The sequence below is a fragment of the Novosphingobium sp. NFX11 genome (assembly GCF_057376415.1).
Genome location: NZ_CP080385.1, coordinates 1,758,199 through 1,782,825 on the forward strand (window position 1 = coordinate 1,758,199; position 24,627 = coordinate 1,782,825).

Consider the following 24,627-nt stretch of genomic DNA (forward strand, 5'->3'; position numbering starts at 1 on the left):
GGCAGGCATCCCGCCGTGCGGTCGGCAATGGATCCACGTCTCGAGAGATGACCTGACCTTTCAGCGGCGCAGTGAAATAGCCGATCTCGCGTTCGCATTACTGGGCGGTCGAGTGGCTGCGCGGAATTTTCTTTCCAGCCCCGGCCCCGATCACGAAGGCACCATGCTTGAGGTCGGAGCCGGCTCTTCCATCGGGAAAGCGCAGGTAACCAGCATGCTCTGGAAGATCGCCGCATCCCGGATGCGTCCGTATCAGTAGGAAATCCGAAATGGAAAGCGAAGACAAGGTCGCTCGGCCGGCCCGCGCGAAAATGCGATGGTCGGATCGCCCGAAGCTGGCCCCTGATGCGGCAAGCCGCCAGGGGCAGGTGACGAAGCTGGCGCTCGAAGCATTTGGGGGTCGGGACGAAGCTATTGCCTATCTCAACACGGCTTGCGGCAAGCTCGGAGGGCGACCGCTCGATCTTGCCGTGGAGTCTGCCGAAGGGCTGGGACGGGTGGAACGTGATCTTGCAGGCCTGAAGCCTGCATGCTGATCCGCGCGGGATACGATATCGCTTTCACATGCGAGCAGTCCGTGCCGATGCTCGCGCATCTCAGTATCCATGCTTCGCGCAACAAGGATTTGCGCACGCCGCAGCGGCTGTTCACCACGCCGGACGTGCCGATCTATGATTACGTGGACAGTTTCGGTAACATCTGCACCCGCCTGACCATCCCGGCTGGCGGACTGACGCTGTCCTGCGGCTTCGTCATCGACGATGATTTCGAACCGGACCCGGTTGAGCCGGAAGCCTCGCAATCCGCGATCGAGGCTCTGCCTGACGACGTCATGCTCTACCTTCTGGCCAGCCGCTATTGCGAAACGGACCGCCTGAACGAGACGGCATGGGAACTGTTCGGAGGCACCGCGCCGGGGTGGCCCCTTGTCCAGGCCATCGTCGAATACGTGCATCACCACATCCGCTTCGACTACATGACGGCAAGGTCAACGAAGACTGCGCGGGACGTGTTCGAGGAGCGCGAGGGTGTCTGCCGCGATTTCGCGCATCTGGCGATCACGCTGTGTCGCTGCATGAACGTGCCCGCACGGTATTGCACCGGCTATCTCGGCGACATGGACTTGCCGACGCCGCTGGGAAACATGGATTTCTCCGCCTGGTTCGAGGTGTGGCTGGGGGATCGCTGGTATGTTTTCGATGCAAGGCACAACCGCCCTCGTCGTGGGCGGATACTGATGGCACGAGGACGTGACGCGGCCGATGCGGCGTTGACGATGACCTTCGGCGCCGTCACCCTTTCCCGGTTCGATATCTATACCGACGAAGACAGGTTGGGCCTCGCTCTATCCTGATGCCGGCGCCGTTTGCTCGTGGGAGGCTTCAGGGAAAAAGCATGCCATGACGGCGGCTGTTACCCGAACGGGCCGCCGTGACACCGCGTCGATGCAACACCAGCGCGATTTTACTTCGGCAATCACTTCGCTGCCGCGCCGGATCGTCGTTTCATAGAATGCACTTTCCCGGCGCACTTGTTCCAGCACGACATTGGCCGTCAGCCGGTCGCGCAGGAACGCCGGTTTACGATACGTGATTTCATGCTTGAGCGCGATCCATAGATAGGTGGCAACTGCGGCAGGCGATGCGACCCTCTGCCAGTGTTCGATGACGGCTTCCTGCACCCATTTCAAGTATATCGAATTATTGACGTGACCCATAAAGTCGATGTCGTCGATGCCGATCGTCACAGGATAATCGTGGGTTTGCGTGGAATCCATGGCATCATGTATCACATTACCGTGACAGTCCGGATTCATTTCCCGACTAAACCCTGATTCAGCCTATCCATTTTTCTCGATGCGTGTACAATGATCGGGCTGAAACGTCGCCTGCGACGGATATTGGGCCGCCAAGGCTCCCCTTTGTCCTTTACTAGCCTCACGAAGCCGGGATGTGCCGCTGTTGGCGCATGCCCGTCATACTGCATTGGGCAAAGGATACCCATATGATCACCGGAACCGTAAAATTCTTCAACGCCGACAAGGGCTTCGGTTTCATCGCTCCCGAAACGGGCGGCGATGATGCCTTCGTTCACATCAGCGCTGTGGAACGTGCCGGCATGCGCACCCTGAACAAGGATCAGCGCGTGTCCTATGAACTGGAAACCGACCGCCGCGGCAAGACCTCGGCCGTCAATCTCCAGTCGGCCTGAACAAACCGGAGCGGCGGACCTTTACGAAGGTCCGCCGATCTTGGCCACCGGACACAGGAGTGAACTGATGTCGTCGCTGGCATTTTATCGCGAGCAAGCCGATCTCCAGACGATTGCGGCCGATGCCGCAAGCCTGCCTCAGGTACGTGACCGATGCCTGCGAGCAGTGTCCGCCTGGAACGAACTGGCTGATCGCGCCCAGAAAACCGAAGATGCTCGGAAAGTGAAAAATTCCCAGGCAGAAGTGATTTCTCTGGAAAGCAGTGAAATCAACTTTCAATAACGGCGCAAGATTTCCGTGTGAACGGCGGGCACGACTTCACAAGAAGTACGGTGTGATCGTCTTGGTCCGGACGGTGATCGTTGCCGAAATCTGCTGCGGATTGGGAGAGCGTCCCATCGGCTGAGCCGCGTTTCGAAAGAAGCTCCTCGATTTAAAGCTGCCAATCTCTTTTCGGTCAGTGTCGGATCTGTCGTGTGGTAAAGCCGCGCACGGGCGGTCGGTAAAGCACTGACGGATTAAAGTCCGTAACGGGTAGAGCCCGAAAAGTCGAAGTCCGGCATGCCAAAGGCAAGTATCGGAACTATCGCTGGGTCGCGACAGTCCCCCAACCGTCATACTTCACGTTGAACTTCGCTTCGAGACGAAGCGCTGTTTCCGTCAGGGCTCGTATCGCATCCCGATCGGTGGTCTGATCGCGCTGGACATCAAGCGCCTTTTCTCCGGTGTCGATTGTCACGCATTGGACGATGCGCCACCCAAGCGAACTTATGGCCTTTTGCAGCGCCTTGATCTCTTGCGTACTCCCGGTGAATCGTACGTCGACCGGGCGAATGATGAACGGTTTGTCACCGTTCTCGTTCAGGGATCGCAGGACATCACCATCCGCCGCCAATTCGGCTTCGACGCAGGCGGGATCAATTGACGGTAATTGCGCGCCAACGGTCTCTGCGAAAAGAAGGATGAGCATGGGATTCATGCTCAGTTGATCGCAGCCCTTTGGGGTGACCGCAAGAAGGCACTCTCCGGCCCAAGGAGACACCTTTTCTTCTGGACTGTGCAAATCCCGTATCAACTCGCCCCGACTTCCCGGGAAGGCGCGGTGGGCCAACAAAAAGGCGGCGGCTCTTGCAAGCCGCCGCACTGATCCTCTGGAGGGACGTTGAACTTCAGAACTGGGTGCGCTTGGTGTAGCCGTTGTCGACCACGATGTTGGCGCCGGTCATCGCCTTGCATGCGGGCGAGACGACGAAAGCCACCGCCTTGGCGAGTTCCTCGCCGGTGGTGAACCGGCCCGAGGGCATGTTGGCGAGCGTCGCGTTGTAGAAGTCCGGCATGGCGGCCTGGATCTTGGGCCAGGGGCCGTCCTCGGTCAGCACCGGGCCGGGGGTGATGCAGTTCACGCGGATGCCTTCGCCCGCCAGCGCCTGCGCCAGTGACGAGGAATAGTTCATCACGGCGGCCTTGAGGGCGTTGTAGGGCTGAACGCCCATGAATTCCTCGACCGCGCCGGTCGAGCTGAAGCACACGATCGCGGCGTTGTCCGACTTGGCAAGGTGCGGGCGGGCCGCCGCAATGCCGCGCCGCATCGGCAGGATGTCGGCCTGGATCACGGCTTCCCACGCGGCGTCGGTGTCTTCGCCGAGGTTGGTGGAGGTGAAGCTGATGAAGATATCGCAGCCGCCGAGCGCCTCGGCCGCCTTGTCGACGAAGGCGGGGACCGCCTCGACCTGCGTGACGTCAAGCGCCTCGCCGTAGGTCTTCACGCCTGAAGCGGCGACCTCCGACAGCACGTTGTCCACCTTGTCCTGCGAGCGGCCGCAGATGGCGATGTCGCAGCCTTCGGCCGACAGCACATGCGCGACTACGCGGCCGATGCCGCCGTTCGCGCCCACGAGGATGGCCTTGAGGCCCTTCAGTCCGAGATCCATGTCTTGCGCTCCTCTGCCACGCGCGTGGTTTCTTGTCAGATGCCGTGGTGTCGCCGCTCGGGCGCGGCATGGCCACTATTTCTTTGGTCAGGAATGACCGCAGCCCCGCCGTGCTAGCGCGGGGGCCGCAACAATTCGACGGGAGAGTGTCATGAAGCGCCTCGAAGGAAAGCGCGCCGTTGTCCTCGGCGCCAGCAGCCCCGACAACATGGGCCAGCATATCGCCCGGCGCCTGATGGACGAGGGCGCCAGCGTGCTCGTTTCCGGCCGCAAGCAAGACGTGCTGGCCGATTTCGCCGCGCAGCATGACTGCAAGTGGAGCGCCTGCGACCTGACCGACAAGGCCAGCGTCGATGCTCTGGCGGACAGCGCCGCGCAGCAGCTTGGCGGCATCGACATTGCGGTGAATGCCACCGGCTGGGGGCTCCTGAAGGGCTTCCTGGAAACCACGCATGACGAACTGATGGCGATGACGATGCTGCAGTATGTCGGGCCTTTCCACTTCTACCAGGCGATGGTGGGCAAGATGGCGCGCAGCAAGGGCGGGCGCGGGGGCTCGCTGATCCAGATCAGCTCCGCGACGGCGACGATCATGCTCAACGACCACGCCGCCTACATGGGCACCAAGGCGGGGGCCGACCACGTGATCCGCTGCGTCGCGCACGAGTTCGGGGCGGAAGGCGTGCGCGCGAATTCGATCTCGCCGGGGTTGACCGACACGCCGATGACTTCGGACGCCAAGCAGGTGCCGGGCCTGTTCGACGCCTTCCTTGCGGGCTATCCGCTCGGCCGGATCGGCACCAGCGACGACATTGCGGCCGCCGTCGTCTGGCTTTCCAGCGACGAGTGCTTCATGACCGGCGAGAACCTGCAGGTAAATGGCGGCTTGACGCTGCGCCGCAACCCGATGAAGAGCGAAATCGACGCGGCCGTCGCAGCCGCCATGGCTGCGGGCTGAGAGTTTCCTGGGGAGGAAGGGCCGGCGGCGGTATCCAAGGATGCCGTCGCCAGTTCCAGTTACTTTCACTCCGCATCGTCATTGCGAGCGAAGCGAAGCAATCCAGGGCGACGCGAGATTGCCCTGGATTGCTTCGCTTCGCTCGCAATGACGAAAGTAGAGGGCTACTGACCGGGCACCAGCGCCTTCACATCCGCGCGCAGCAGGTCCTTGCGCACTTTGCCGGAAGCCGTGCGCGGAAATCCTCGCGGAATTCGAACCTCTCGGGAATCTTCTGCTTCGCCAGCCCGCTGTCGGCGATGTGTGCGGCGAGCGCTTGCGGGCTCGGTGCCTCGCCATCGGCGATGACGTAGGCGCAGACACCTTCGCCCAGCCGTTCGTGCGGCATGGCGACGACGGCCGCCTCGCGCACGGCGGGATGGGCGTGCAGCACGTCCTCGATCTCCTTGGCCGAGATGTTCTCGCCGCCGCGGATGATGAGGTCCTTCTTGCGGCCGGTGATGGTGATCGCGCCGTCCTCCGTCCGCACGCCGAGGTCGCCGGTGCGGAAGAAGCCGTCCGTGGTGATCGCCTCGCGGGTCTGCGCCTCGTCGGCGTAGCCCAGCATCATGCCGGGGCCGCGCGCGAGGATTTCGCCTTCCCGGCCGTCGGGCAGGTCGCGGTCCTCGTGATCGACGATGCGCACTTCGTAATCGACCACGGCGCCGTCGGTCGTCGCGGCCAGTGCCTCGACGTTGGGCCAGCCGAACGTCACCAGCGGCACTTCGGAGGCGCCGAAGACGCGGAAGGCGCGGCAGTGGTCAAACGCGGCATTGGCGGCGGGGATCAGGTCCGCCGGAACCGCCGCGCCGCCGCAGGCGAAGAAGCGGAAGCTGGGCAGGCGATTGCCGCTCGCACGCGCGGCGGCCGCCAGCTCGACGAGAAACGGCGTGGCGGCGACGGTGCCGACCGCCTGATGCCGGTCGATCAGGGCGAGTGCCTGCTCCGCGTTCCAGCTTTCCATCAGCACCGTGCGGATTCCGCAGATGAACGGCGCCTCCAGCCCGTTGGCATAGCCCGAGACATGCGTGACGGGGGAGGGCATCAGCGTCGCCTCGCCTTCGGTCAGGCCCCAGTAGTGCCCGCTCTCGCGCAGGATGCGGGCGATCGAGACGTGGCTGTGCAGCACGCCCTTCGGCCGCCCCGTGGTGCCCGAGGTATAGAGCACCATCTTCACGCCCAGCGGATCGACTTTCGGCCGCGCGAAGGGGAGGGCGCGCCCTTCCTCGATCAGCGCTGTGTAATCGTCCGAACCTTCGCCGCGCACGGTGAAGACATGAGCCAGGTCCGGCAGCACGCCTGCGAGTCGCCGCGCCATCGCCGCGTAGTCGAACTTGCGGAACGAAGAGGCGACGAAGAACGCCCGCGCGCCGCAGTCCGCCAGCATCAGCGAGACTTCATGGTCGCGGTAGATCGGCACGATCGGGTTGACGACGAGGCCCGACATCGCGGCGGCCAGGTTGATCACCATCGCCTCGCGCCAGTTGGGCACCTGGAAGGCGATGACGTCTCCCGGCCGCAGGCCGCGCGCATGCATCGCGGCGCTCAGCGCCTCGGCATCGGCTACGGCCTGCGCGCGGGTGACGGTCACGTCGCCTTCGATCAGGCACACGAAGCCGGGGTCGGCCTCGGCCAGCGCGCTCGCCTGCTCGGCGATCGTGCGTTCGTCCCACAAGTCCGTTCCGGCGTAAGCAGCCAGATGCGGCGGTGGGGTTTCAAGCCATGCCCACGGGGGCTCTTCCTCTCCATCATGATCCCCTGAGTGCCGCACTGTGCGCCCCCTGTCGCCTATCACCTTGCGCAGCTTGTGGCGACCGGGCGGCTCGCGCAGGATCGACGTATAAATTACCGGGAGAAGACCGTGGAACGCGTAAAGCGCATTGGTGACGTGGCCGAGATCATGCTCGACTACGTGGCGAACAAGAAGACCTTCCAGACGGCGCGGCCGCTGCGCGTGCCCACCGGCAGCTATACCGACAAGGACCAGTTCAAGGCCGAGCTGGAGCTGGTCTTCAAGCGCGTGCCGCTGATGCTGGCCTTCACCGCCGAACTGCCGAATCCTGGCGACTACAAGGCGATGGACGCGGTCGGTTCGCCCGTGCTCATCAACCGCGACAAGCAGGGCAAGGTCCGCGCCTTCCTCAACGTCTGCTCGCATCGCGGCGCCCCGGTCGCGCCGGACGGCAAGGGCAACTGCTCGCGCTTCACCTGCAAGTACCACTCTTGGACCTATGGCGCCGACGGCAAGCTGATCGGCATCTCCGAGCCGGGCACCTTCGGCGAGGTGGACAAGGGCGCGATGGGCCTGCGCGAACTGCCGTGCGAGGAACGCGGCGGTATGATCTTCGTGTGCCTGACGCCCAACGCGCCGATGGACCTCGATCACTATTTCAAGGACTTCCTCGAGGATTTCGACGCGCTCGACTTCGCGAACTGGACGTACCTCGGCAATCGCACGATCCACGGCGCCAACTGGAAGATCGCCTTCGACGGATACCTAGAGGGCTACCACTTCAAGTCGCTCCACCCCGAGACGATTTTCCCGCGCACGCCGTCGAACTGCACGCATTACGAGGGCTTCGGGCCGAACATCCGCATCGGCTTCCCGCAGCATTCGATCGCCGAGCAGCTCAAGGACGTGCCGCGCGAGGAATGGGGCAACCGCGAGAACTACGGCTACGATTTCGTGCGCATCTTCTTCCCCAACGTCTCGATCTTCATCGCGCCGGAGATCACGCAAGTCGCGCAGCTGTTCCCCGGACCGACGCCCGCCGAGAACCGCACGGTGCTGAACTACCTGCGCCGCAATCCGGTCAAGGACGAGGCGGACCGCGAGGCCGTGGAAGGCGCGATGAACTTCTTCCGCGATGTCACGTATGAGGAAGACTACGTGATCGGCCTCGAGATCCAGAAGGGCCTCGAATCGGGCGCGCATGACGACCTGACGTTCGGCAAGAACGAACGCGGGAACCAGTACTTCCATGAGTGGCTGAACTGGTATCTGGCGGATGATGCCTCCTTGCCCGAACCGGTGATGTAGGATTTGCCCACCCCTGTCCCCTCCCGCGAGCGGGAGGGGATGACAGACCTGCGCCTTGCCCTCCCGCTCGCGGGAGGGCCGGGAGGCTTGAGAGCGCAGCGAACTAGCCGGACGGGGTGGGTTTGGGAGAAAAAACAATGCATAAACTATCCCTCGCCTCCGGCGTCCTGCCCGAATTCGGGGCGGTGGACGTGATCGAGGCAGGCGCCGCCGCCGGGTTCGACGCGGTCGGCCTCTGGGTCGATCCGCTGGAATGGACCGCGCAGCATACCCGCGATGCGCGCGCAGCGTTGCAGCGCACCGGCCTGCCGGTGCTCGACGTCGAGGTCGTGTGGATTCGCCCCGACACCACGCTCGACGATCACCGCAAGGTGCTGGACGTCGGGGCGCAGCTCGGCGCGGCGAACGTGCTATGCGTATCCTCGCACGAGGAGGGCGAGACGATCGAGCGCCTCTCCGCCCTTTGCCGCCACGCCGAGGGATCGGGAATGCGGGTGGCGCTGGAATTCGGCATCTTCACCGAGGTGAAGACCCTGAGCCAGGCGCTCGGCATCCTCGACCGGGTGGGGCATCCCTTGCGCGCGGTGCTGGTCGATCCGATCCACGTCGACCGCTCCGGCACTACGGTCGACCAGATCGCGGCCATCGATCCGGCGCTGCTGCCTTACGCCCAGTTCTGCGACGCGCGGGCCGAGCGGCCCGATCCGGCGAACTTCGACGCGGTCATCACCGATGCCATCGACCTGCGCGAACAGCCGGGCGAAGGCGCGTTGCCGCTGGCGGCGATGCTGCAGGCCCTGCCGCAAGGTATTCCGCTGTCCCTGGAACTGCGCTCGGCGGCGCTACGCGAGGCGTTCTCGCACCCGGCGCTGCGGGCGAAGGCGGTGCTGGACGGGATGCGCGAGTGGATGGGCGTGCTGGCATGACGGTTACCGTGATCACGCTCCTCAAGCGCCGCGAAGGCATGAGCGTCGAGGACTTCCGCGCCTACTACGAAAGCAGCCACCGCGTGATCGGCGAGAAGGTACTGGCCGGCTACGCCACGCGCTACGTGCGCCGGTTTCTCTCGCCGATGGACGGGACGGACCAGCCGTTCGATCACGACGTGGTGATGGAAATCGACTTCCCCGACGCGGCGACGCGCGATGCCTGCTTCGCCGCGCTGGGCGATCCGCAGGTCGCCGCGATGATCGCCGAGGACGAGGAAAACCTGTTTGACCGCAGCCGGGTCCGCGCCTTCACCGTGACCGAGAGTGCATCGGTGATGCCGCCGGTTGGATAACCTCTTCCGTCATTGCGAGCGAAGCGAAGCAAAGCAATCCAGGGCCGAGCGAACCGCTCTGGATTGCTTTGCTTCGCTTCGCTTGCAATGACGAAGGCGTCAGGCCGACTTGCGAGCGGCGCGCTCGCTGGGACGGAAACCGATCTCCGCGAGCAAGTCCATGAGACGCTGGCCGTCGGCCCGGACGCGATCGCGCCATTCCTTGTGGTCGAGGTGGCCCAGCACCGAGCGCTGGAACAACCCGGCTTCCCGCACGGCATCGCGGAGCAGGGCGGCGGGCACAGCATCGGCGTCCACCGTGCCGCTCTCGATGGCACGGATCTCGACGACGCGCGCCACCTGCTGGGCACGACTGCGGTTGAGGGTGTTCATATCCACGTTTCAGGCTCCCGGGCAGGGGCGGCGTCGCGACCGATACCGCGCTGTCTCTCAATCCGGGAACACGGCCGGGCCGATTAAGTTTCGGTTCATCCGGCGAATTAGGGCTTCGCGTTGAAATTTTTCCTTTGCGTTCAAATGTGAACGCGGAAAGTCAGGCGTGGATCTCCAGAATCTCGAAGACATTGCCGAAGAAGTCGCGGCAATAGGTTCCGGCATAGCCGTGTTTCACGCCGCTCGCATCGATGGTGATGCCCTCCATCGCGGGCGGCGTGTGCACCGGCAGGCCCGCCGCGACGATCCGTTCGTGGACGGCAAGGACGTCCTCCACTTGCAGCGCCATATGGGTATAGCCGTATTCGTTGACGCCCCGGCGCGGGTCCTGCGGTGCCTGCTTCGGGGCGTCGTACTGGAAGACCTCGATCTGGAGATTGCCGAGGCGGCAGAAGAACTGGTTGGCGGCGCTGCCCTTGAGACCCACCACTTCGTCGATGAAGGGGTTGTCGGACCAGCTCAGCGGCTCGACTTCCTCGACCGCGCCGAGGATCTCGAGGTAGAATTCACGTGCCTTGCCCAGATCGGGCACCGAGACGCCGATATGGTGGACGCCGATGACGCCGGGCAGTTTCTGGGCCATGCTCCGCTCCTCCTTTTCAGACCTGGCTGAACCCGCCGTCCATCACCAGTTCGTCGCAGGTCATGAAGCTGGACGCGCTGGAGGCGAGGAACACCACGCCGCCCGCCATTTCCTCCGGTTTGCCGAGGCGGCCGATCGGGTGCGCGACGTTCATCGCCGCGATCGAGGCTTCGCGCGAAGGCGCAGCGCCAAGCTCGATATAGCGGTCCATGATCGAGCCCAGCATCGGCGTGTCGATCCCGCCGGGGTGCACCGAGTTGACGCGGATGTTGTACTTGAGCGCGGCGAACTCTGCGCCCAGGCACTTCGAAAGCATCTTGATCGCGGCCTTGCTGACGCAATAGGCGGCATTGAACGCCGCGCCGCGCAGGCCGCCGACGCTCGAGAAGTTGATGACCGAGGCGCCCGAGGCCCGCGCCTTACCGCCTTCCTGCAGCAGGCCCAGCATGACCTGCGTGCCGATGATCGCCGAGTCGACGTTGATGGCGTTGACCTTGTGGAACTCGGAGAGCGGGGTGTCCTCGAACTTGGTCACGATCGAGAAGCCCGCGTTGTTCACCAGTGCATCGAGGCGGCCGTATTTTTCGCGCACCAGCGCCTCCACCGCGCGCCAGTCGGCCTCGCTGGTGACGTCGTGCCTGAGGTAGTGGTCGGCGCCTTCGATGTCTGCGCTTTCCTTGAGGTCGGTGGCGATCACGGTGGCGCCGGCGGCCTTCATGGCCTTGACGATCTCGCGGCCGATGCCGCCGGCGGCGCCGGTGACGACGGCGATCACGTCGGGAAGGGCGATGGTCATGGTCTTGTCTCTCCCAAGGGCCTCTGTGTGCCGCTGTGGTGGGGTTATGGTATCGCTAGGTGCCGTTGAGTGCCGCTTTGTGCCGCTATTGCGCGGTCCAGCCGCCATCGATGACAAGCTCGCCGCCGGTCATGTACGAACTGTCTGAGGACGCGAGGAAATAGACCGCGCTGGCCAGTTCCGCAGGGTCCGCCAGTCGCCCAATCGGGGTCTTGCTGGACATCAGATCGACCAGATCCTGCGCCTTGCTGGCGACGCCCTTGTCCACCCAGCGCTGGAACCCTTCCTTGAGGAGCGGGGTCAGAACGAAGCCGGGATGCAGCGAATTGGCGCGGATCGGCATCTTCTTTTCGGCGAATTCCAGCGCGATCGACTTGGTGAACAGCCGCACCGCGCCCTTGCTGGCGTTGTAGCCCGAAACCTCGCTCATGCCGACGAGGCCCATGATCGAACTGACGTTGATGATCGAGGCGCCGCCCCGGAAATCCGCCCCGCTCGCGGCCATCAGCGGCACGAACGTCCGCACGCCGAGGAACACGCCATCGACGTTGATGCTCATGATCCGGCGCCAGCCCTCAAGCGAGGTCTCGGCCACCGGGCCGGTCAGGTCGATGCCCGCATTGTTGACCAGAATGTGCAGTTTTCCGTGCCTTTCGGTCACGGCGGCGAGCACTTTGGCCCAGTCGTCCTCGCTGGCGACATTGGCGCTGACGTAGCTGGCGGCCTGCCCCAGACGGGCGAGCGTGGCGCTGGCATACTCGGTGTCCGGCGCCTCGAGGTCGGTCAGGACCACTTCCGCGCCTTCGGCCAGGAACCGCTCGACACAGGCGAGGCCGATGCCGCGAAGCCCGCCGGAAACCAGCGCTACGCGGCCCTTCAGCCGCTGCGAACCCAGTTCCTCGCTCATACGCCGTTCATCCCTGCGGTGGACGCGCCGTCCATGGTGAATTCGCTTCCCGAACAGAACCTTGCCTCATCGCTTGCAAGCCAAGCGACCATCCCGGCGACTTCCTCCACGGCGGCCATGCGGCCCATCGGAGACAGGCCCTCGTAGGCGGCGCGGGTGGCGACGGGGTCGCCCGATTTCTCGATCAGGTTCACGATCAGGGCGGTCTCGACGACGCCCGGCAGCACGGCGTTGACGCGGATGCCGTACTTCTGGTTGCCCGAATGCACCGCCGACGCCTTGACCAGCGCGATCACGGCGGCCTTCGACACCGAATAGGCCACGAAGTTGCCCATCGCCCGGTGCGCGTTCATCGAGGAGTTGACGATGATCGAGCCGACCGGCCCTTCCGGGTTCTTCGCCATGGCCCGCATCGCGTGCTGCACGGTGAGCATGACGCCGGTGAGGTTGACCCCCATGACGTTGTTCCAGCCTTCGATCGAGATGCTCTCGATGCTGCCGTCGCCGCTTTCGGTCCCGGCATTGGCGAAGGCGATGTCGAGCCGCCCGTGCTTTTCGAGGATCTGTGCGATCAGGCCGTCCCACGCCGCCGCGTCGGTGACGTTGTGCTTCACGAACTCGGCCCCGGTCGCGGCGCACAGCGCATCCGCCGCCGCTTGGTTGGAGCCGGTGAAAATGACTTTAGCCCCGTCGGCGCACAGACGCTCGACAGTGCCGGCGCCGATGCCGGAGGTTCCTCCGGTGACCAGCGCCACCTTGCCTTCAAGCCGCTTCACGGCATTCTCCCGATTACTATCCCGGCCAACATGGCCCATCCGCGCCGCTCCACAACCTATGATTTTGAGCAAGGTGACTTGTGGTGCAGCGGGGTGCAGAAATGGCGACAAACAGGGAAATGCGTTCTTGGGAGATTGAACGACCATGGCCGATCGAGATCCGGAAATCGCCGGAAAGCTGGGTGAAGACCGCAGCGAAGGCATAAGCTGGGCGGAACTGATGGCGCAGGATCTGCGCACTCCGCCTGCGATTCTGACTGACGAGAGCTATACGTACCGCGGTTCGGAGGCGATTCCCGCCGAGCGTTACACCAGCGAGGCATTCGCCAAGCTCGAACGCGAGCGGATGTGGCCCTACGTGTGGCAGTTCGTCGCGCGCGAGGAAGACCTGCCCGATCCGGGCGACTTCATCGTCTATGAGAACGCGGGCCGTTCGTACCTCGTCAGCCGTCAGGACGACGGCTCGATCCGGGCGATGCACAACGTCTGCCTCCACCGTGGCCGCAAGCTGCGCACCGAGGAAGGCGCGGCCGACAAGTTCGTTTGCCCGTTCCATGGCTTTGCTTGGAAGAAGGACGGCAGCTTCGATTCGATGCCCTGCCAGTGGGACTTCCCGCACCTCGCCGAAAAGGATCTCGACCTGCCCGCCGCCGAAGTCGGCCGCTGGTCGGGCTACGTCTTCATCCGTGAGGAATCGGGCGGCCCGAGCCTCGAGGAATTTCTCGCCCCGCTGCCCGAGCACTTCAAGCGCTGGCGGCATGAGGAATGTGCCAGCGTCATGCGCGTGGCCAAGGAAGTGCCGGCCAACTGGAAGGTGGTGATGGAGGCTTTCATGGAAGCCTGGCACACCATCGTCACGCACCCGCAGCTGCTGCCGTTCACCGGCGATTCCAACGCCGCCTACTGGACCTGGGGCGACAACGTGAACGTCAACCTCGTGCCCTTCGGCGTGATGAGCCCGCACATCGCGGAAGGGCAGGGCGAGCAGTGGATCGTCGACGAGTTCATCAAGTACAACGGTCGTTCGGGTGACAACTACGAGGGTGAGGCCCACACCAACCCGATGGCGATCAAGGTGCCCGAGGGCATGACCGCTCGCGCCGCGCTGGGCGCCGCCATGCGCGCGGCCTATACCGAGAGCACCGGCTACGACCATGCCGACGCGACCGACGCCGAGCTGCTCGACGGACTCGTCTACAACGTGTTCCCGAACTTCGCGCCTTGGGGCGGGTACATGCCGAACATCGTCTACAACTGGCTGCCCGGCAAGACGCCCGACACCTGCATCATGGAAGTCCGCATCCTCGCGCGCATTCCCAAGGGCCAGCCGATCCCGCGCGGCGCGCCGCTGAAGATGCTGCGGCTCGACCAGAAGTGGACCGAGGCGCCGGAACTCGGCATTCTGGGCGACGTGTTCGAGCAGGACATGGATAACCTGCCTTACGTGCAGGACGGCCTCCATGCCTCGAAGAACGGCAAGGTGAACCTCGGCAACTATCAGGAAATCCGCATCCGCCAGTTCCAGGACACGATGATGAAGTACATCGTCGGCGACCTTGGGGGCGACCTCGGCGGGGCTCCGAAGGCATGAGTGAGGCTGAAGGCGCGCATCCGCCGCGCATAAACTGCGCCCTCATCTGCGGCGGCGTGTGGCACGACATGGACTTCGCGCGGCTGGAGCTTCTGAAGCTCCTCGCCGAAGACCCCAGCGTGCGCACCCGCGTGTTTGAGGATTACGAGAACCTCGACGCGCTGCGGCAGGCGGACATCCTCATCACCTATACCTGCGACGTCACGCCCTCGCTGGCGGCGCAGGAGGTGCTGCGCGACTGGCTGAAGGCGGGCGGGCGCTGGCATGCGCTGCACGGCACCAACTCGGTGCTGCGCCTGCTTTCCGAAGGGCCGGACAAGGGCCTTTGGGACGCCCCGCGCTGGGCGCCGCTGTTCATGGACATGCTGGGTTCGCAGTTCATCTCGCACCCGCCGATCGCCCCTTACACGGTGACCGTGGCCGATCCCGGCCATCCGCTGGTGGAGGGGATCGAGCCGTTCGAGACAACCGACGAACTCTACCACATGGAAACGCACGGCCACCTGCACGTCCTGCTGGAAACCGATTGCACGGTGGAGGGTACCGGCTTCGTCGAAGCGGCCGATGCACTCGGCAAGCAGCCGGTGATGTACCTCAAGGATCACGGCAAGGGCGCTGTGCTCTACAACACGCTGGGCCATTGCCGGGGACACTACGATCTCCAGCCGATGCTCGACTGGTGGCCGACGGTGGACCGCTGCGCGTGGGATCTCCCGGTGTTCTACGAATTGCTGCGCCGGGGCATCGCCTGGCTCAAGCAGGGCGGGAAGTGAGACGCGGCGCCGGGGTCTGCCCCGGCGCCGTCCCGCTCAATCGACCTTGAACGGAAGCGCTCCGGTTTCATCCGACCGCGTCGGCCACAGGATAGTCAGAGCGATCCGGGCGAACTTCCAGCGGCCGTGCTGCCGGACGTAGTGGTCGTCGTAGCGGCCGATCAGCAGCAGCGGGTTCGCCTCCCCGCCCGGCGTGACGATGGCCGAGCCCGTATGCTGGCGCGTGACGAGGTCCAGCAACAGGCAATGCCCGCGCGCGGTGTCAGGTCCAGTCAGCTCGATGGCGTGATTGGCGACGTAATGCAGCGTCTCCAGCGGCGCGCGCAGGTGCTTCCAGTGCTGGCGATAGAGGCCGAGCACCGCGTCGATGCCTTCGTAGGGCTCCGGAAACTCGCATAGGATGTCGTCGGCGAAATTGCGGCGCACCGCAGCCTCGTCCATCGAGTCGAAGGCGGTCGAGTAATCCACGCGAAGCTGGCGGATTCCCTCGCGTGCGATCAGGTCTTCAAGAGTCATCATCTTCTCCCGCTTGTGATTATTCTTTGGTCGAGGCGCGCTTGAGGCGGGCGATCTTCTTCTGGATCGCTGCCAGCTTGCGCATGTAGGTCTCGCGAATGTCGCCGGTCAGCAGCAGCGCCGCGCTCTGCAGGAAGCAGGCGTGCAGCTCGGCGCGGCACTGGTCACCCGCGCACTGGCCCAGCGACCAGCGGCGGTAGACCACGAATTCGTGCATGACGTGGGTATCGACCAGCGAGGCGAGGTCGAGATCATCGCGCACGTGGCCTTTGGCGCGCTGCAGGTCCAGCCACCCCGAGAAGCGCGTGTGCGCCACCGAGGTCAGTTCCCGCACTTCCAGTTCGCGCGGTTCGGGCGCGAAGACGAAGTCGATCACCACCCGGGCGTAGAGACTGTCGCGCTCAAGCTCGCTGACCATCCAGTCGAGTTCGCGGAACACCACCTCCAGCGTGTAAGTCGCACCGCGCCGGGCGATGTGTTCGCGCACCTCGACCATGCGATCGACGACGGTGGCGCTGATGACGCCGTCCTTGTCGCCGAACAAGCGGTAGAGCGTGCGCTGGGCCACCCCGGCGTCCTCTGACAGCCGCCGGATCGTCAGCGCCGCGACCCCGCCTTCGCCCAGGATGCGGTGTGCGGTGTCGACGATGCGCGCGCGCCGCTCCGTCATGGCCGGGCTGGTATAGCGGCGGCAGAATCACGGGCGCTTTTTTCGCGATCACGTCTTGCATCGCAGCAATGCCCCCGGCGTGGCGGTTCTCTTTTCATTACCGCGAGAAACGTGAACTTCGCCGCTGTCCAAGACAATCCCCTCCGCTCCATCACCGCTGCACTGCGGTAAAACAAATCATACATGAATGTTTTTTATGTCTTCACAAAAATGATCATATGTACTCATTTATGCCTGTCCGGCGAAAAAGTCGGCACGTGATTCGAACTGCCCATGACCAGACGAAGGCAGTCGGTTCGGAGGGGAAGAACATGATCGGCAAACGACACCTGAATTGCGTCTTCACGACTTTTGCCACGGGGCTTCTGGCGAGTGTCAGCACTACCGCGATGGCCCAGAGCACACCGGCTTCCGCGCCGCCGCAGGCCGACCCGCCGCCGCAGCAGGGCGGACTGGAGGACATCGTCGTCACCGCGCGGCGCATCTCAGGATCGCTGCAGGATACGCCGGTGGCAGTCTCCGCCTTCACCGAGACGGCGATCCAGAACAAGTTCGCCACCGACATCCGCGCGCTGGCGGGCGACGTGCCCAACGTCGTCATCACCAACGTGCCGGGCTTCAACGCCGCCTCGATCGGTATTCGCGGCCAGTCCACCGGCGACATCATCCTGACCTTCGAGCCCGCCGTCGGCGTGGTGGTGGACGACTTCGTCCTCGCCCACGTCCAGACCCAGTTGTTCGACCTGTTCGACGTGGAGCGCATCGAAGTTCTACGCGGCCCGCAGGGCACGCTGTTCGGCAAGAACACCGTGGGCGGCGTCGTCAACGTCATCACCAAGAAGCCGGAGCCCGGCTTCAGCGGCGAAGTGCGGCTCGGCTATTCCAGCTTCAACACCAAGGACGTCAAGGCCGCGATCAATATCCCGCTGGCCGAGAACCTCTATTTCCGCGCGGCGGGATCGTTCCAGGAGAGCGACGGCTACTACCGCCTGACCAAGAACAATGACGTCGACGGCTTCGAGGGCGTGCCGGGACGCGGCCAGCGCTGGGGCGGATCGCGCTACTTCAGCGCCCGCGCCAAGCTCTTGTGGGAGCCGACCGACGACACCAACATCCTGCTCACCTACGAACTGCTGCGCGATCGCGGCGACAGTCCGCCCTCGGTCAACGAGACGCCTCCGGGTTTCCTGATCGACGTAGTCGGGTTTCCCGGCATCCAGACCACCGGGCAGAGCCCCTACAAGACCGGCACCACGCTGTGCGAAGGTTCGGCCACCGCGCCGACTTGCGTGGGCACGCTCGATGGTCACCGCGTCGATGTGGACGGCGTCTACTTGCGCGGCGAGCATTCGGTCGATGACGTCGGCACGATCACCGTCGTCGGCGGTTGGCGGCGGGTGCAGTCCAAACTGCCTTCCGACTATACGGGCGAGAACGCCTACCTGTTCGTCTCCACGCGTGAGGACGTGCGCAAGCAGTACAGCCTCGAAGCACGGTTCAGCTCCGACTTCTCGGACGTCCTGAAGTTCACCGTGGGCGGCATGTACTGGGGGCAGAAGCTGGACGCCAATGCCACCAGCTTCCTCGGCTTCCTGCGTTTCCTGGGCGACCCCACTGCGCTGACCGACCCGAACCAGTCCACCGCGAACTACAAGGTCGACAGCTACGCGGTGTTCGGCGAGGCGGAGTACAAGGTCGCCGACCCGTTCTCGGTCTTCGTCGGTGCACGCTACACCAAGGAGAGCAAGGACTTCGCGGTGCGTCCGCAGGTTCGCCGCTCGACCATCGCGACGGGGTTCTGGCCCGAGTACAGCGACAGCGCGAAGTTCTCCAAGCCGACGATGCGCGCAGGCTATCGCTGGGAGATCGCCCCGGGCATCAACAACTACTTCACCTACAGCCAGGGCTACAAGTCGGGCGGCTACAACGAGCAGGCGATGTCCGCTACGTCGGCACTGCCGTTCCGTGAGGAGACCGCCGACAGCTTCGAACTGGGCTTCAAGACCGAGACGGCCGATCGCAAGCTGCGCGTCAACATCGCGGCGTTCTATGTGAAGTACAACGATCTGCAGCGCGACGCAGTGGTCCCCTTCATCGATCCGATCACCGGACTGCCGGGGCAGGAGACGCGGACGACCAATGCGGGCAAGGCCCACGTAAAGGGCATCGAACTCGAAATCTCCGCCGCACCGGTGGTGGGCCTGACGATGGGCGCTTCGGTCGGCTGGCAGAAGGCGGAGTACGACGAGTTCAGCACCGACGTGAACGGTGACGGCATCAACGACGATGCCTCTTACCTCAAGCTGCGCAATGCGCCCAAGTGGACGGCCAGCGGGAACGTGCATTACGAGTTCCCGCCGACCGACTGGGGCGTCGTCTCGCTCAACGCCGACGTCAACTATCAGGCACAGTACAGATCCACGACGCTCAACGCCGACTATTCGCAAGGTCAGGCGCGCACACTGGTGGGGGCGAGCATCGGCTGGACCGATCCCGACGAGCGCTTCCGCGTCGCGGTGTTCGGTCGCAACCTGCTGGACAAAGTCTACCGCGTCTCGGCCAACTCGGTCGCGGGGCTGTTCAACTTCACCAACTACGCCCCGCCGAGGAGCTTCGGCGTCGAAGGCTCTGTGAAGTTCTGACGATGGTGGCGGCGCTCTCCTCACGGGCAGGTGCGGGCCTGCGCCGAGCCGGCCTTCCCCTGCGGTTTCGTGCGCCGCAGGGAAGGTTAGGCTTCTCTCGCTTCGTGATGACGCCCCCCATACCGTCATTGCGAGCGGAGCGAAGCAATCCAGGGCGGTTTGCGAGCCGTTGGATCGCGTCGCTCCGCTCGCAATGACGAAGGTAGGGCTTCAGGGCAGCTTGTGCGCGCGGCCGATGCCCTTGGGGACGAGGTCGAAGGCGAAGCTGATGCGTTCCTTGTCGCCGCCGAAGGGCAGGGTGGCGTGCCACATGTACGAGGGGAACAGGATCATCCGGCCCGCGCGCGGCGGGTAGGTGACGGGCGTGCCGCCGCCGCCCAGTTCCTCCGGCAGCAGGCCGATGGCGAAAGCGCCGTCCTCACCCTCGAACTCGGGATAATAGACGCCCGAGAGCCAGTTGGGTGCATGGATATGCGGGCCGACTTCCCCGCCGGGGCGCAGGATCGTGCCCCACAAGGTGAGGCTCCACTCCTCGGGCAACGCGTGGAGCAGGGGGTGGTCGGCGGGTTCCTCGGCAAGGCGTGCATGGGCACTGGCGAGATGATCGCGGGCGATCCGTGCAAGGGCGCCGATCGCCGGGCTCCGCGCATCGGCGAGGTCGGCGCTTTGGCGTCCCTGGCGGGTCACGAGGCCCTCCGGCTCGAACGTCAGCGACGGGTGAGCACGCAGTTCCTCCACCAGCGCGGCGTTGAACGTCGCGAGGTCGTCGAAGCCCGGCGCGGCGTCGATGTCATGCACGGTGACGAAGCGGTCGAGCGCCATGATCCGTTCGCGATCGCCGGTCCAGCCCAGCTTCTCGAAGGCGGCGAGCGCCAGCGCGACCGGCGTGGTGACGCTTGGCTGCGTGGCGACGAGTTTACCGCAGACGCCCAGCGCATCGCGCTCCTGCCCGGCGCGGATCATCGCCCGCACCAGATTGATGCCGAGCGCATGGTTGGGTTGCGCCGTATCGAAAGCGCGGCGCAGCACCTCCACCGCACCTGTGTAATCGCCCGCCTGCTCACGCATGAGCCCAAGCTGGTTCGCCGCGCGAGGGTTGCCGGGCTGCACGCGCAGGATTTGCCCGACGAGGCTTTCCGCCTCGTCCCGCTCTCCACAGGCGGCAAGCGCATCGACAAGGTTCAGCGCCGTGTCGAGGTGCCCGGGCCGCAGTTCCAGCGAGCGCCGGTAACGCGTAACCGCTTCGCCATGTCGTCCCAGCCGGGCCAGTGCGACGCCGGTATTGTTGAGCGCATCGGCGCTGTCTCCGGCCTGCGTCAGCACCTCCAGCGCCTCTTCATACCGCTCCGCCGCGATCAGGCAGGAGCCGAGGTTGGCCAGCGTCGCGGCATGTCCGGGGCGCAGTTCCAGCGCGGCGGCGAAGGCCTGCAGCGCCTCTTCGTAAGCGCCCGCGTTCTTGAGCGCGACGCCCAGGTTCTGCCGCCGCCCGGCATCGCGCGGATCGGCGGCGCAGGCATCGCCGAAGGCGCGCACGGCATCTTCCATGCGCCCGGTACGCTGGGCGACGATCCCTGCCAAAGTCAGCGCGTCGGCATCCCCGGCTTCGCGGACAGCAGGCGGTCCACCAACGGCCGGGCCGCCACCGGGTCCGGCCCCTGCGCGACGCGCGCCGCTTCGGCCAGCATTTCCCCCACATGACGAAAGGTCCTCTCCGATATGATTGGTGTCATCATGCATGTCCGCACGAAGCCGGACAAGACGCAGCGCTTCATCGAACTGACCACGCAGCTGCAGAAGGACGTGCGCGCCAACGAGGCCGATACCCTGCTGTTCCAGGTCATGCAATCGCGCGAGGACCCGAACGCCTTCGGCTTCACCGAGATCTTCACCGACATCGCCGCCAAGGAAGCGCATGCGAACCGCCCCTACCACGTCGCCATGTCGGCGGAGGGCTACGCCTGCCTCGACGGCGACCCCGACATCCGCGTCTTCGACCTTCTGGGTGAAGCCGCCAAGGCAGGAGTTCACGCATGACCGGTTCGCTTGAAGGACGCATCGCCCTCGTCACCGGCTGCACCGGCGGCATCGGCAGTGAAATCTCCCGCCAGCTGGCGGAAGCAGGCGCGACGGTGATCGGCGCCGACCTCCCGGCCGAGGCAGGCGGCTGGCAGGGCGATTCCTACCTGTCCCTCGACGTGACCGACGAGGTATCCTGGCAGTCGGCGATCGGCGCGGTGGAGGCGCAGTACGGGCGGCTCGACGTGCTGGTCCATGTCGCGGGCATTGTCGTCGTCGAGAAGATGGAGAACACCACCATCGAGCAGTGGCGCAAACAGATGGCGGTCAACGTCGACGGCCCGTTCCTCGGCACCAAGGTGGCCGCGCAGCTCCTCCGGCGCTCGGGCGAGAGCCTGCCGCACGGCGCCTCGGTGGTGGTGATTTCCTCGGTCGCGGGCAAGATCGGCTCGCCGCTGCACGTCGGGTACTGCACGTCCAAGGGCGCGGTGACGCTGTTCGTGAAGGCCTGCGCGATGGAGTTCTCCGCGCTGGGCTACAAGGTGCGGGTCAACTCGGTGCACCCCAGCGGCGTCAAGACCGGCATGGTCGACCACATCCTCCAGCGCATCGTCGACAACGGTTTCGCCGCCAGCGTCGAGGAAGCCGCGGCCGGGCTCGCGCCCGCGCACCCGATCGGGCGCATGGCCGATCCCATCGACGTCGCGAAGACCGTGCGCTTCCTCGCCTCGGACGAGGCCGGGTACATGCACGGCTCGGAACTGATCGTCGACGGCGGGTTCACCGCGCAATGAGCGGGCTCAGCGGAAAAGTCGCCGTCGTGACGGGCGGCACCAGCGGTATCGGCGCGGCCGTCGCCAAGCTGCTGACCGAGGCGGGCGCAAAGGTCGCGGTGCTGTCCGAAGTGCCGCAGGCCGATCTCGACAAGGCGGTGGCAAGCGGCACGCTCGCCCATGCGGCGCACGTGGACATCGCCGATGCCGCTGCCGTCGCGGCGGCTGTGCAGGGCATTGAGGCGGCGCTCGGCCCGGTCACGCTGCTGGTCAACAACGCGGCGATCTGGGCGCCCAACCCGGTGCCGGAAAGCCCGCTCGCGCTGTTCGATCGGCACATCGACGTCAATCTCAAGGGCAGCTTCTACGTCACCCAGGCGGTGCTGCCCGCGATGATCGAGGCGGGCGGCGGCGCGATCGTGTTCATCGGCTCGGTCAGCGGCACGGCGGGCCGCGCGGGCGACAGCGCCTACAGCGCTTCCAAAGCCGGGGTCGCCATGCTGGCGCGTACGCTGGCGGCGGAGCTGGGCCCGAAACGCATCCGCATCAACTGCGTGTGCCCCGGCGCGGTGGCGACGCCGCTGACCGCGAACTTGCGCACCCCCGAAGGCGAGCAGGCCATCGCCGCGCTGATGGACGGCCATCCCAGCCCGCGCCGCCAGTTCTTCATGGACCCCGAGCAGATCGCCCAGCTCGTCTGCTTCCTGCTCGATGACAAGTCGAGCGCGCTGCACGGCGCGGTCATCCCCGCCGACGAAGGCCTTACCGCAACGATGTAATTCCCAACGAGAGGACAAGAACCATGACCGTTCAGCATGATGCCGGAAAACTCGGCGACCTCATCGTCAACATCAACGACTGCCACGAAGTCGCGCTCGGCACCGGAACCACGATCCGGCTGCTGCGCTACAGCGAGGAGACCGGCGACTGGGTCCTGTGGGTCCACATGGAGCCCGGCGCGACCTTCGCCCCGCACTGGCACCTTGGGCACGGGCAGTACTTCGTCACCAAGGGCGAGCTGATCTACGACGTCGGCTCAGCGCCTGCGGGGACTTACGGCTACGAACCGATCGGCTCGCGCCACAACGAGGCGCGCTGCGACGAAGTGACCGAATATCTCTTCATGGGCCACGGCGCCGTCGCCTTCCTCGACGAGGCGGGCGAGATCCGCTTCATCCTCAACCACGAATTCCTGCGCGACGTGGCCAAGGGCGAGGTCGTCTCCAACGTCGCCAACGAGGGGCTGGAGGAAGCGGCATGACCGCACCCTCAAACCCCCGCGCCGACCGACTGCGCGCGATGATGGCGGCGGAGGGGCTGGACGCGGTCGTGCTCAGCCATCCGCATGACGTGCGCTATGCGGTGGGCTATCACTCGATCCTCGAACGCTGGCAGCAGATGGAGCCGATGGCCGCCGCCATCGTATACGCCGACCCCGCCAAGCCGCTGACACTGGTGATCCCGGAGGCGAACCTCGGCCTCGTCGCGGTGCTCAACAAGGACGGCGATGCCTGCACCTTCGGCGAGGTGCGGACGTTCGACATGCTCAACTTCTGCGAGGTCAGCCGCTACATCGACCCCGACCGCAACGGCGGCCAGCTGGCCGAGGACGCCGCCGGGATGATGGGCGCGATCAGGGGCAGTTGCCAGCCCGACATCGCCGCCGCCATTGCTTCGGGCCTTGTCGATCACGGCATGGCGGGCAAGGCGATCGGCTTCGACGAGCACCGCGTCTCCGCGCGCATTTCGGCCGCCGTTCCGCATGCATATTCCGACGTGCTCGACTTCATGATGCGCGTGCGGGTGGTGAAGACCCCCGGCGAACTGGCGCGCTACCGCAAGCTGGGCAAGCTGGCCGACCGGATCATCGCCCACGCCGGATCGCTGCTCCATGAAGGCGCCGACTGGAACGACGTACAGGCGCGCATCTGCGACTTCATGGTGCGCAATGAAGTGATCCCGGTGGACGAAGGCGCGATGCTGTTCGGCGGCGCTTACGAAGCGGACGAGTTCATCCCCGACTTGTTCCGCACACGCGGCAACCGGGCCTTGCGGCGCGGCGACATCGTGATCCTGGAGACGCAGGGCATCCACGACGGCTTCTGGGTGGATATCAACCGCACCGCCGTCGTCGGCAAGGCCAGCGCCGAGTACCGCCACCAGCATGACGTCCTGCGCGATGCTTTCCTGAAGATGGTGGACCACCTGCGCCCCGGCGTCTCCACCGCCAGCCTGCCCGCGATCGGCTATGAGCACCTCAAGGCCAACGGTATCGCCACGCCCGAGAAGCTGCTGGTCGTGGCGCACGGCATCGGCCTGATGCCGCTGGAAATCCCGCTGGCTTTCCCCGCAGCTGGCCTTGCGGGCGTGAAGCAGGGCTTCGTGATGGAGGAGGGGATGCTGATCTCGCTCGACAGCCTCTACTTCGGCGCGAAGCTGGGGCCGTGCCACATGGAGAACGTCTACGCGATCACCGCGGGCGCTCCCGAACCGATGTACGCGGCCCCGCTCGAACTGTTCGAGGCGGTGACGCCCGAGCCTGCGAACGCAGCATGAGGTGCGACGGGCCACGCCGGGCGGCCCCACGCTGGATTGCCGCGCGACAGCGTCGCTCGCAATGACGAGTGCAGGAACACACCCCACTCTCGTCATTGCGAGCGTAGCGAAGCAATCCAGGGCGGCTTGTGCGG

28 protein-coding genes are annotated in these 24,627 nt (G+C 65.2%); 16 read left to right on the forward strand and 12 right to left on the reverse strand.

The window, feature by feature from the left end:
- Nucleotides 1-269: 269 nt before the first annotated feature.
- Together KZO24_RS25850 and KZO24_RS25855 are read left to right on the forward strand one after the other, a co-directional pair.
- Nucleotides 270-536 (forward strand): antitoxin Xre/MbcA/ParS toxin-binding domain-containing protein, encoded by a 267-nt coding sequence (locus KZO24_RS25850; RefSeq protein WP_271183917.1) that lies wholly within the window; start codon nucleotides 270-272, stop codon nucleotides 534-536.
- The gene (locus KZO24_RS25855; RefSeq protein ID WP_271183918.1) at nucleotides 530-1,354 is read left to right on the forward strand and encodes a transglutaminase-like domain-containing protein; all 825 of its coding nucleotides are present in this window, start codon (nucleotides 530-532) and stop codon (nucleotides 1,352-1,354) included. Before KZO24_RS25850 ends, KZO24_RS25855 begins: the two co-directional genes overlap by 7 nt.
- On the opposite strand, the gene KZO24_RS25860 is transcribed toward KZO24_RS25855, so the two are convergent.
- Complete coding sequence (locus tag KZO24_RS25860) at nucleotides 1,346-1,777, reverse strand: acyl-CoA thioesterase (RefSeq protein WP_271183919.1); 432 nt, start codon at nucleotides 1,775-1,777, stop codon at nucleotides 1,346-1,348. The genes KZO24_RS25855 and KZO24_RS25860 overlap by 9 nt on opposite strands.
- Nucleotides 1,778-2,004: 227 nt before the next feature.
- On the opposite strand from KZO24_RS25860, the gene KZO24_RS25865 reads away from it, so the two are divergent.
- Nucleotides 2,005-2,211, forward strand: coding sequence for a cold-shock protein (locus KZO24_RS25865; RefSeq protein WP_036526131.1), 207 nt, complete (start codon nucleotides 2,005-2,007; stop codon nucleotides 2,209-2,211).
- Between the two features lie 67 nt (nucleotides 2,212-2,278).
- Nucleotides 2,279-2,494 carry a hypothetical protein gene (locus KZO24_RS25870; RefSeq protein WP_271183920.1) on the forward strand — a complete coding sequence of 72 codons (216 nt, stop codon included), beginning with the start codon at nucleotides 2,279-2,281 and terminating at the stop codon, nucleotides 2,492-2,494.
- Between the two features lie 301 nt (nucleotides 2,495-2,795).
- Here the strand turns inward: KZO24_RS25870 and KZO24_RS25875 are convergent, their stop codons facing one another.
- Both KZO24_RS25875 and KZO24_RS25880 read right to left on the reverse strand, forming a co-directional pair.
- Nucleotides 2,796-3,191 carry a ribonuclease E inhibitor RraB gene (locus KZO24_RS25875; RefSeq protein WP_271183921.1) on the reverse strand — a complete coding sequence of 132 codons (396 nt, stop codon included), beginning with the start codon at nucleotides 3,189-3,191 and terminating at the stop codon, nucleotides 2,796-2,798.
- Nucleotides 3,192-3,381: 190 nt separating this feature from the next.
- Nucleotides 3,382-4,143: an SDR family NAD(P)-dependent oxidoreductase gene (locus KZO24_RS25880; protein ID WP_271183922.1), complete on the reverse strand. Its 762-nt coding sequence runs from the start codon at nucleotides 4,141-4,143 to the stop codon at nucleotides 3,382-3,384.
- 151 nt (nucleotides 4,144-4,294) lie between these two features.
- On the opposite strand from KZO24_RS25880, the gene KZO24_RS25885 reads away from it, so the two are divergent.
- On the forward strand, nucleotides 4,295-5,101 hold the full coding sequence (locus KZO24_RS25885) for an SDR family NAD(P)-dependent oxidoreductase (RefSeq protein WP_271183923.1): 807 nt from the start codon (nucleotides 4,295-4,297) through the stop codon (nucleotides 5,099-5,101).
- Nucleotides 5,102-5,288: 187 nt separating this feature from the next.
- Here KZO24_RS25885 and KZO24_RS25890 read toward each other — a convergent pair whose 3' ends face one another.
- On the reverse strand, nucleotides 5,289-6,911 hold the full coding sequence (locus KZO24_RS25890; RefSeq protein WP_486487420.1) for an AMP-binding protein: 1,623 nt from the start codon (nucleotides 6,909-6,911) through the stop codon (nucleotides 5,289-5,291).
- Nucleotides 6,912-7,001: 90 nt separating this feature from the next.
- On the opposite strand from KZO24_RS25890, the gene KZO24_RS25895 reads away from it, so the two are divergent.
- The 3 genes from KZO24_RS25895 (at nucleotide 7,002) to KZO24_RS25905 (ending at nucleotide 9,462) form a co-directional block, all read left to right on the forward strand.
- Nucleotides 7,002-8,180: an aromatic ring-hydroxylating oxygenase subunit alpha gene (locus tag KZO24_RS25895; protein WP_271183925.1), complete on the forward strand. Its 1,179-nt coding sequence runs from the start codon at nucleotides 7,002-7,004 to the stop codon at nucleotides 8,178-8,180.
- A gap of 137 nt (nucleotides 8,181-8,317) precedes the next feature.
- Nucleotides 8,318-9,106: a sugar phosphate isomerase/epimerase family protein gene (locus KZO24_RS25900; RefSeq protein WP_271183926.1), complete on the forward strand. Its 789-nt coding sequence runs from the start codon at nucleotides 8,318-8,320 to the stop codon at nucleotides 9,104-9,106.
- Nucleotides 9,103-9,462, forward strand: a complete 360-nt coding sequence (locus tag KZO24_RS25905) for an EthD domain-containing protein (RefSeq protein ID WP_271183927.1) — start codon at nucleotides 9,103-9,105, stop codon at nucleotides 9,460-9,462. Before KZO24_RS25900 ends, KZO24_RS25905 begins: the two co-directional genes overlap by 4 nt.
- 99 nt (nucleotides 9,463-9,561) lie before the next feature.
- Here KZO24_RS25905 and KZO24_RS25910 read toward each other — a convergent pair whose 3' ends face one another.
- From KZO24_RS25910 to KZO24_RS25930, 5 genes are all read right to left on the reverse strand, one after another.
- Nucleotides 9,562-9,840, reverse strand: a complete 279-nt coding sequence (locus KZO24_RS25910) for a hypothetical protein (RefSeq protein WP_271183928.1) — start codon at nucleotides 9,838-9,840, stop codon at nucleotides 9,562-9,564.
- A 154-nt stretch (nucleotides 9,841-9,994) separates the two neighbouring features.
- Complete coding sequence (locus KZO24_RS25915) at nucleotides 9,995-10,477, reverse strand: VOC family protein (protein ID WP_271183929.1); 483 nt, start codon at nucleotides 10,475-10,477, stop codon at nucleotides 9,995-9,997.
- A 16-nt stretch (nucleotides 10,478-10,493) separates the two neighbouring features.
- A complete protein-coding gene (locus KZO24_RS25920; protein WP_271183930.1) occupies nucleotides 10,494-11,273 on the reverse strand; it encodes an SDR family NAD(P)-dependent oxidoreductase in 780 nt (259 codons plus the stop codon).
- 85 nt (nucleotides 11,274-11,358) lie between these two features.
- Nucleotides 11,359-12,180: an SDR family NAD(P)-dependent oxidoreductase gene (locus tag KZO24_RS25925; protein ID WP_271183931.1), complete on the reverse strand. Its 822-nt coding sequence runs from the start codon at nucleotides 12,178-12,180 to the stop codon at nucleotides 11,359-11,361.
- A complete protein-coding gene (locus KZO24_RS25930) occupies nucleotides 12,177-12,956 on the reverse strand; it encodes an SDR family NAD(P)-dependent oxidoreductase (RefSeq protein WP_036526546.1) in 780 nt (259 codons plus the stop codon). The genes KZO24_RS25925 and KZO24_RS25930 overlap by 4 nt, the downstream gene beginning before the upstream one ends.
- Before the next feature lie 145 nt (nucleotides 12,957-13,101).
- Here KZO24_RS25930 and KZO24_RS25935 point away from each other — a divergent pair, with 145 nt between their 5' ends.
- On the forward strand, nucleotides 13,102-14,547 hold the full coding sequence (locus tag KZO24_RS25935) for an aromatic ring-hydroxylating oxygenase subunit alpha (RefSeq protein ID WP_486487421.1): 1,446 nt from the start codon (nucleotides 13,102-13,104) through the stop codon (nucleotides 14,545-14,547).
- Complete coding sequence (locus KZO24_RS25940; protein WP_271183933.1) at nucleotides 14,544-15,320, forward strand: ThuA domain-containing protein; 777 nt, start codon at nucleotides 14,544-14,546, stop codon at nucleotides 15,318-15,320. The genes KZO24_RS25935 and KZO24_RS25940 overlap by 4 nt, the downstream gene beginning before the upstream one ends.
- A gap of 36 nt (nucleotides 15,321-15,356) precedes the next feature.
- Here the strand turns inward: KZO24_RS25940 and KZO24_RS25945 are convergent, their stop codons facing one another.
- On the reverse strand, nucleotides 15,357-15,839 hold the full coding sequence (locus KZO24_RS25945) for a nuclear transport factor 2 family protein (RefSeq protein ID WP_486487422.1): 483 nt from the start codon (nucleotides 15,837-15,839) through the stop codon (nucleotides 15,357-15,359).
- 16 nt (nucleotides 15,840-15,855) lie between these two features.
- The gene (locus KZO24_RS25950) at nucleotides 15,856-16,506 is read right to left on the reverse strand and encodes a TetR/AcrR family transcriptional regulator (RefSeq protein WP_486487423.1); all 651 of its coding nucleotides are present in this window, start codon (nucleotides 16,504-16,506) and stop codon (nucleotides 15,856-15,858) included.
- Nucleotides 16,507-16,817: 311 nt separating this feature from the next.
- On the opposite strand from KZO24_RS25950, the gene KZO24_RS25955 reads away from it, so the two are divergent.
- Nucleotides 16,818-19,148 (forward strand): TonB-dependent receptor, encoded by a 2,331-nt coding sequence (locus tag KZO24_RS25955; RefSeq protein ID WP_486487424.1) that lies wholly within the window; start codon nucleotides 16,818-16,820, stop codon nucleotides 19,146-19,148.
- Nucleotides 19,149-19,358: 210 nt separating this feature from the next.
- On the opposite strand, the gene KZO24_RS25960 is transcribed toward KZO24_RS25955, so the two are convergent.
- Nucleotides 19,359-20,726: a tetratricopeptide repeat protein gene (locus KZO24_RS25960; RefSeq protein ID WP_486487425.1), complete on the reverse strand. Its 1,368-nt coding sequence runs from the start codon at nucleotides 20,724-20,726 to the stop codon at nucleotides 19,359-19,361.
- Nucleotides 20,727-20,864: 138 nt separating this feature from the next.
- Here KZO24_RS25960 and KZO24_RS25965 point away from each other — a divergent pair, with 138 nt between their 5' ends.
- The 5 genes from KZO24_RS25965 to KZO24_RS25985 are packed head-to-tail and all read left to right on the forward strand — an operon-like array spanning nucleotide 20,865 to nucleotide 24,493.
- Nucleotides 20,865-21,182 (forward strand): putative quinol monooxygenase, encoded by a 318-nt coding sequence (locus KZO24_RS25965; protein ID WP_036526536.1) that lies wholly within the window; start codon nucleotides 20,865-20,867, stop codon nucleotides 21,180-21,182.
- On the forward strand, nucleotides 21,179-21,958 hold the full coding sequence (locus tag KZO24_RS25970) for an SDR family NAD(P)-dependent oxidoreductase (protein WP_271183938.1): 780 nt from the start codon (nucleotides 21,179-21,181) through the stop codon (nucleotides 21,956-21,958). Before KZO24_RS25965 ends, KZO24_RS25970 begins: the two co-directional genes overlap by 4 nt.
- Nucleotides 21,955-22,716, forward strand: coding sequence for an SDR family NAD(P)-dependent oxidoreductase (locus KZO24_RS25975; protein WP_271183939.1), 762 nt, complete (start codon nucleotides 21,955-21,957; stop codon nucleotides 22,714-22,716). The genes KZO24_RS25970 and KZO24_RS25975 overlap by 4 nt, the downstream gene beginning before the upstream one ends.
- A gap of 23 nt (nucleotides 22,717-22,739) precedes the next feature.
- Nucleotides 22,740-23,198, forward strand: coding sequence for a cupin domain-containing protein (locus KZO24_RS25980; RefSeq protein WP_271183940.1), 459 nt, complete (start codon nucleotides 22,740-22,742; stop codon nucleotides 23,196-23,198).
- Nucleotides 23,195-24,493 carry a M24 family metallopeptidase gene (locus tag KZO24_RS25985; RefSeq protein ID WP_271183941.1) on the forward strand — a complete coding sequence of 433 codons (1,299 nt, stop codon included), beginning with the start codon at nucleotides 23,195-23,197 and terminating at the stop codon, nucleotides 24,491-24,493. The genes KZO24_RS25980 and KZO24_RS25985 overlap by 4 nt, the downstream gene beginning before the upstream one ends.
- Nucleotides 24,494-24,627 lie beyond the last annotated feature (134 nt).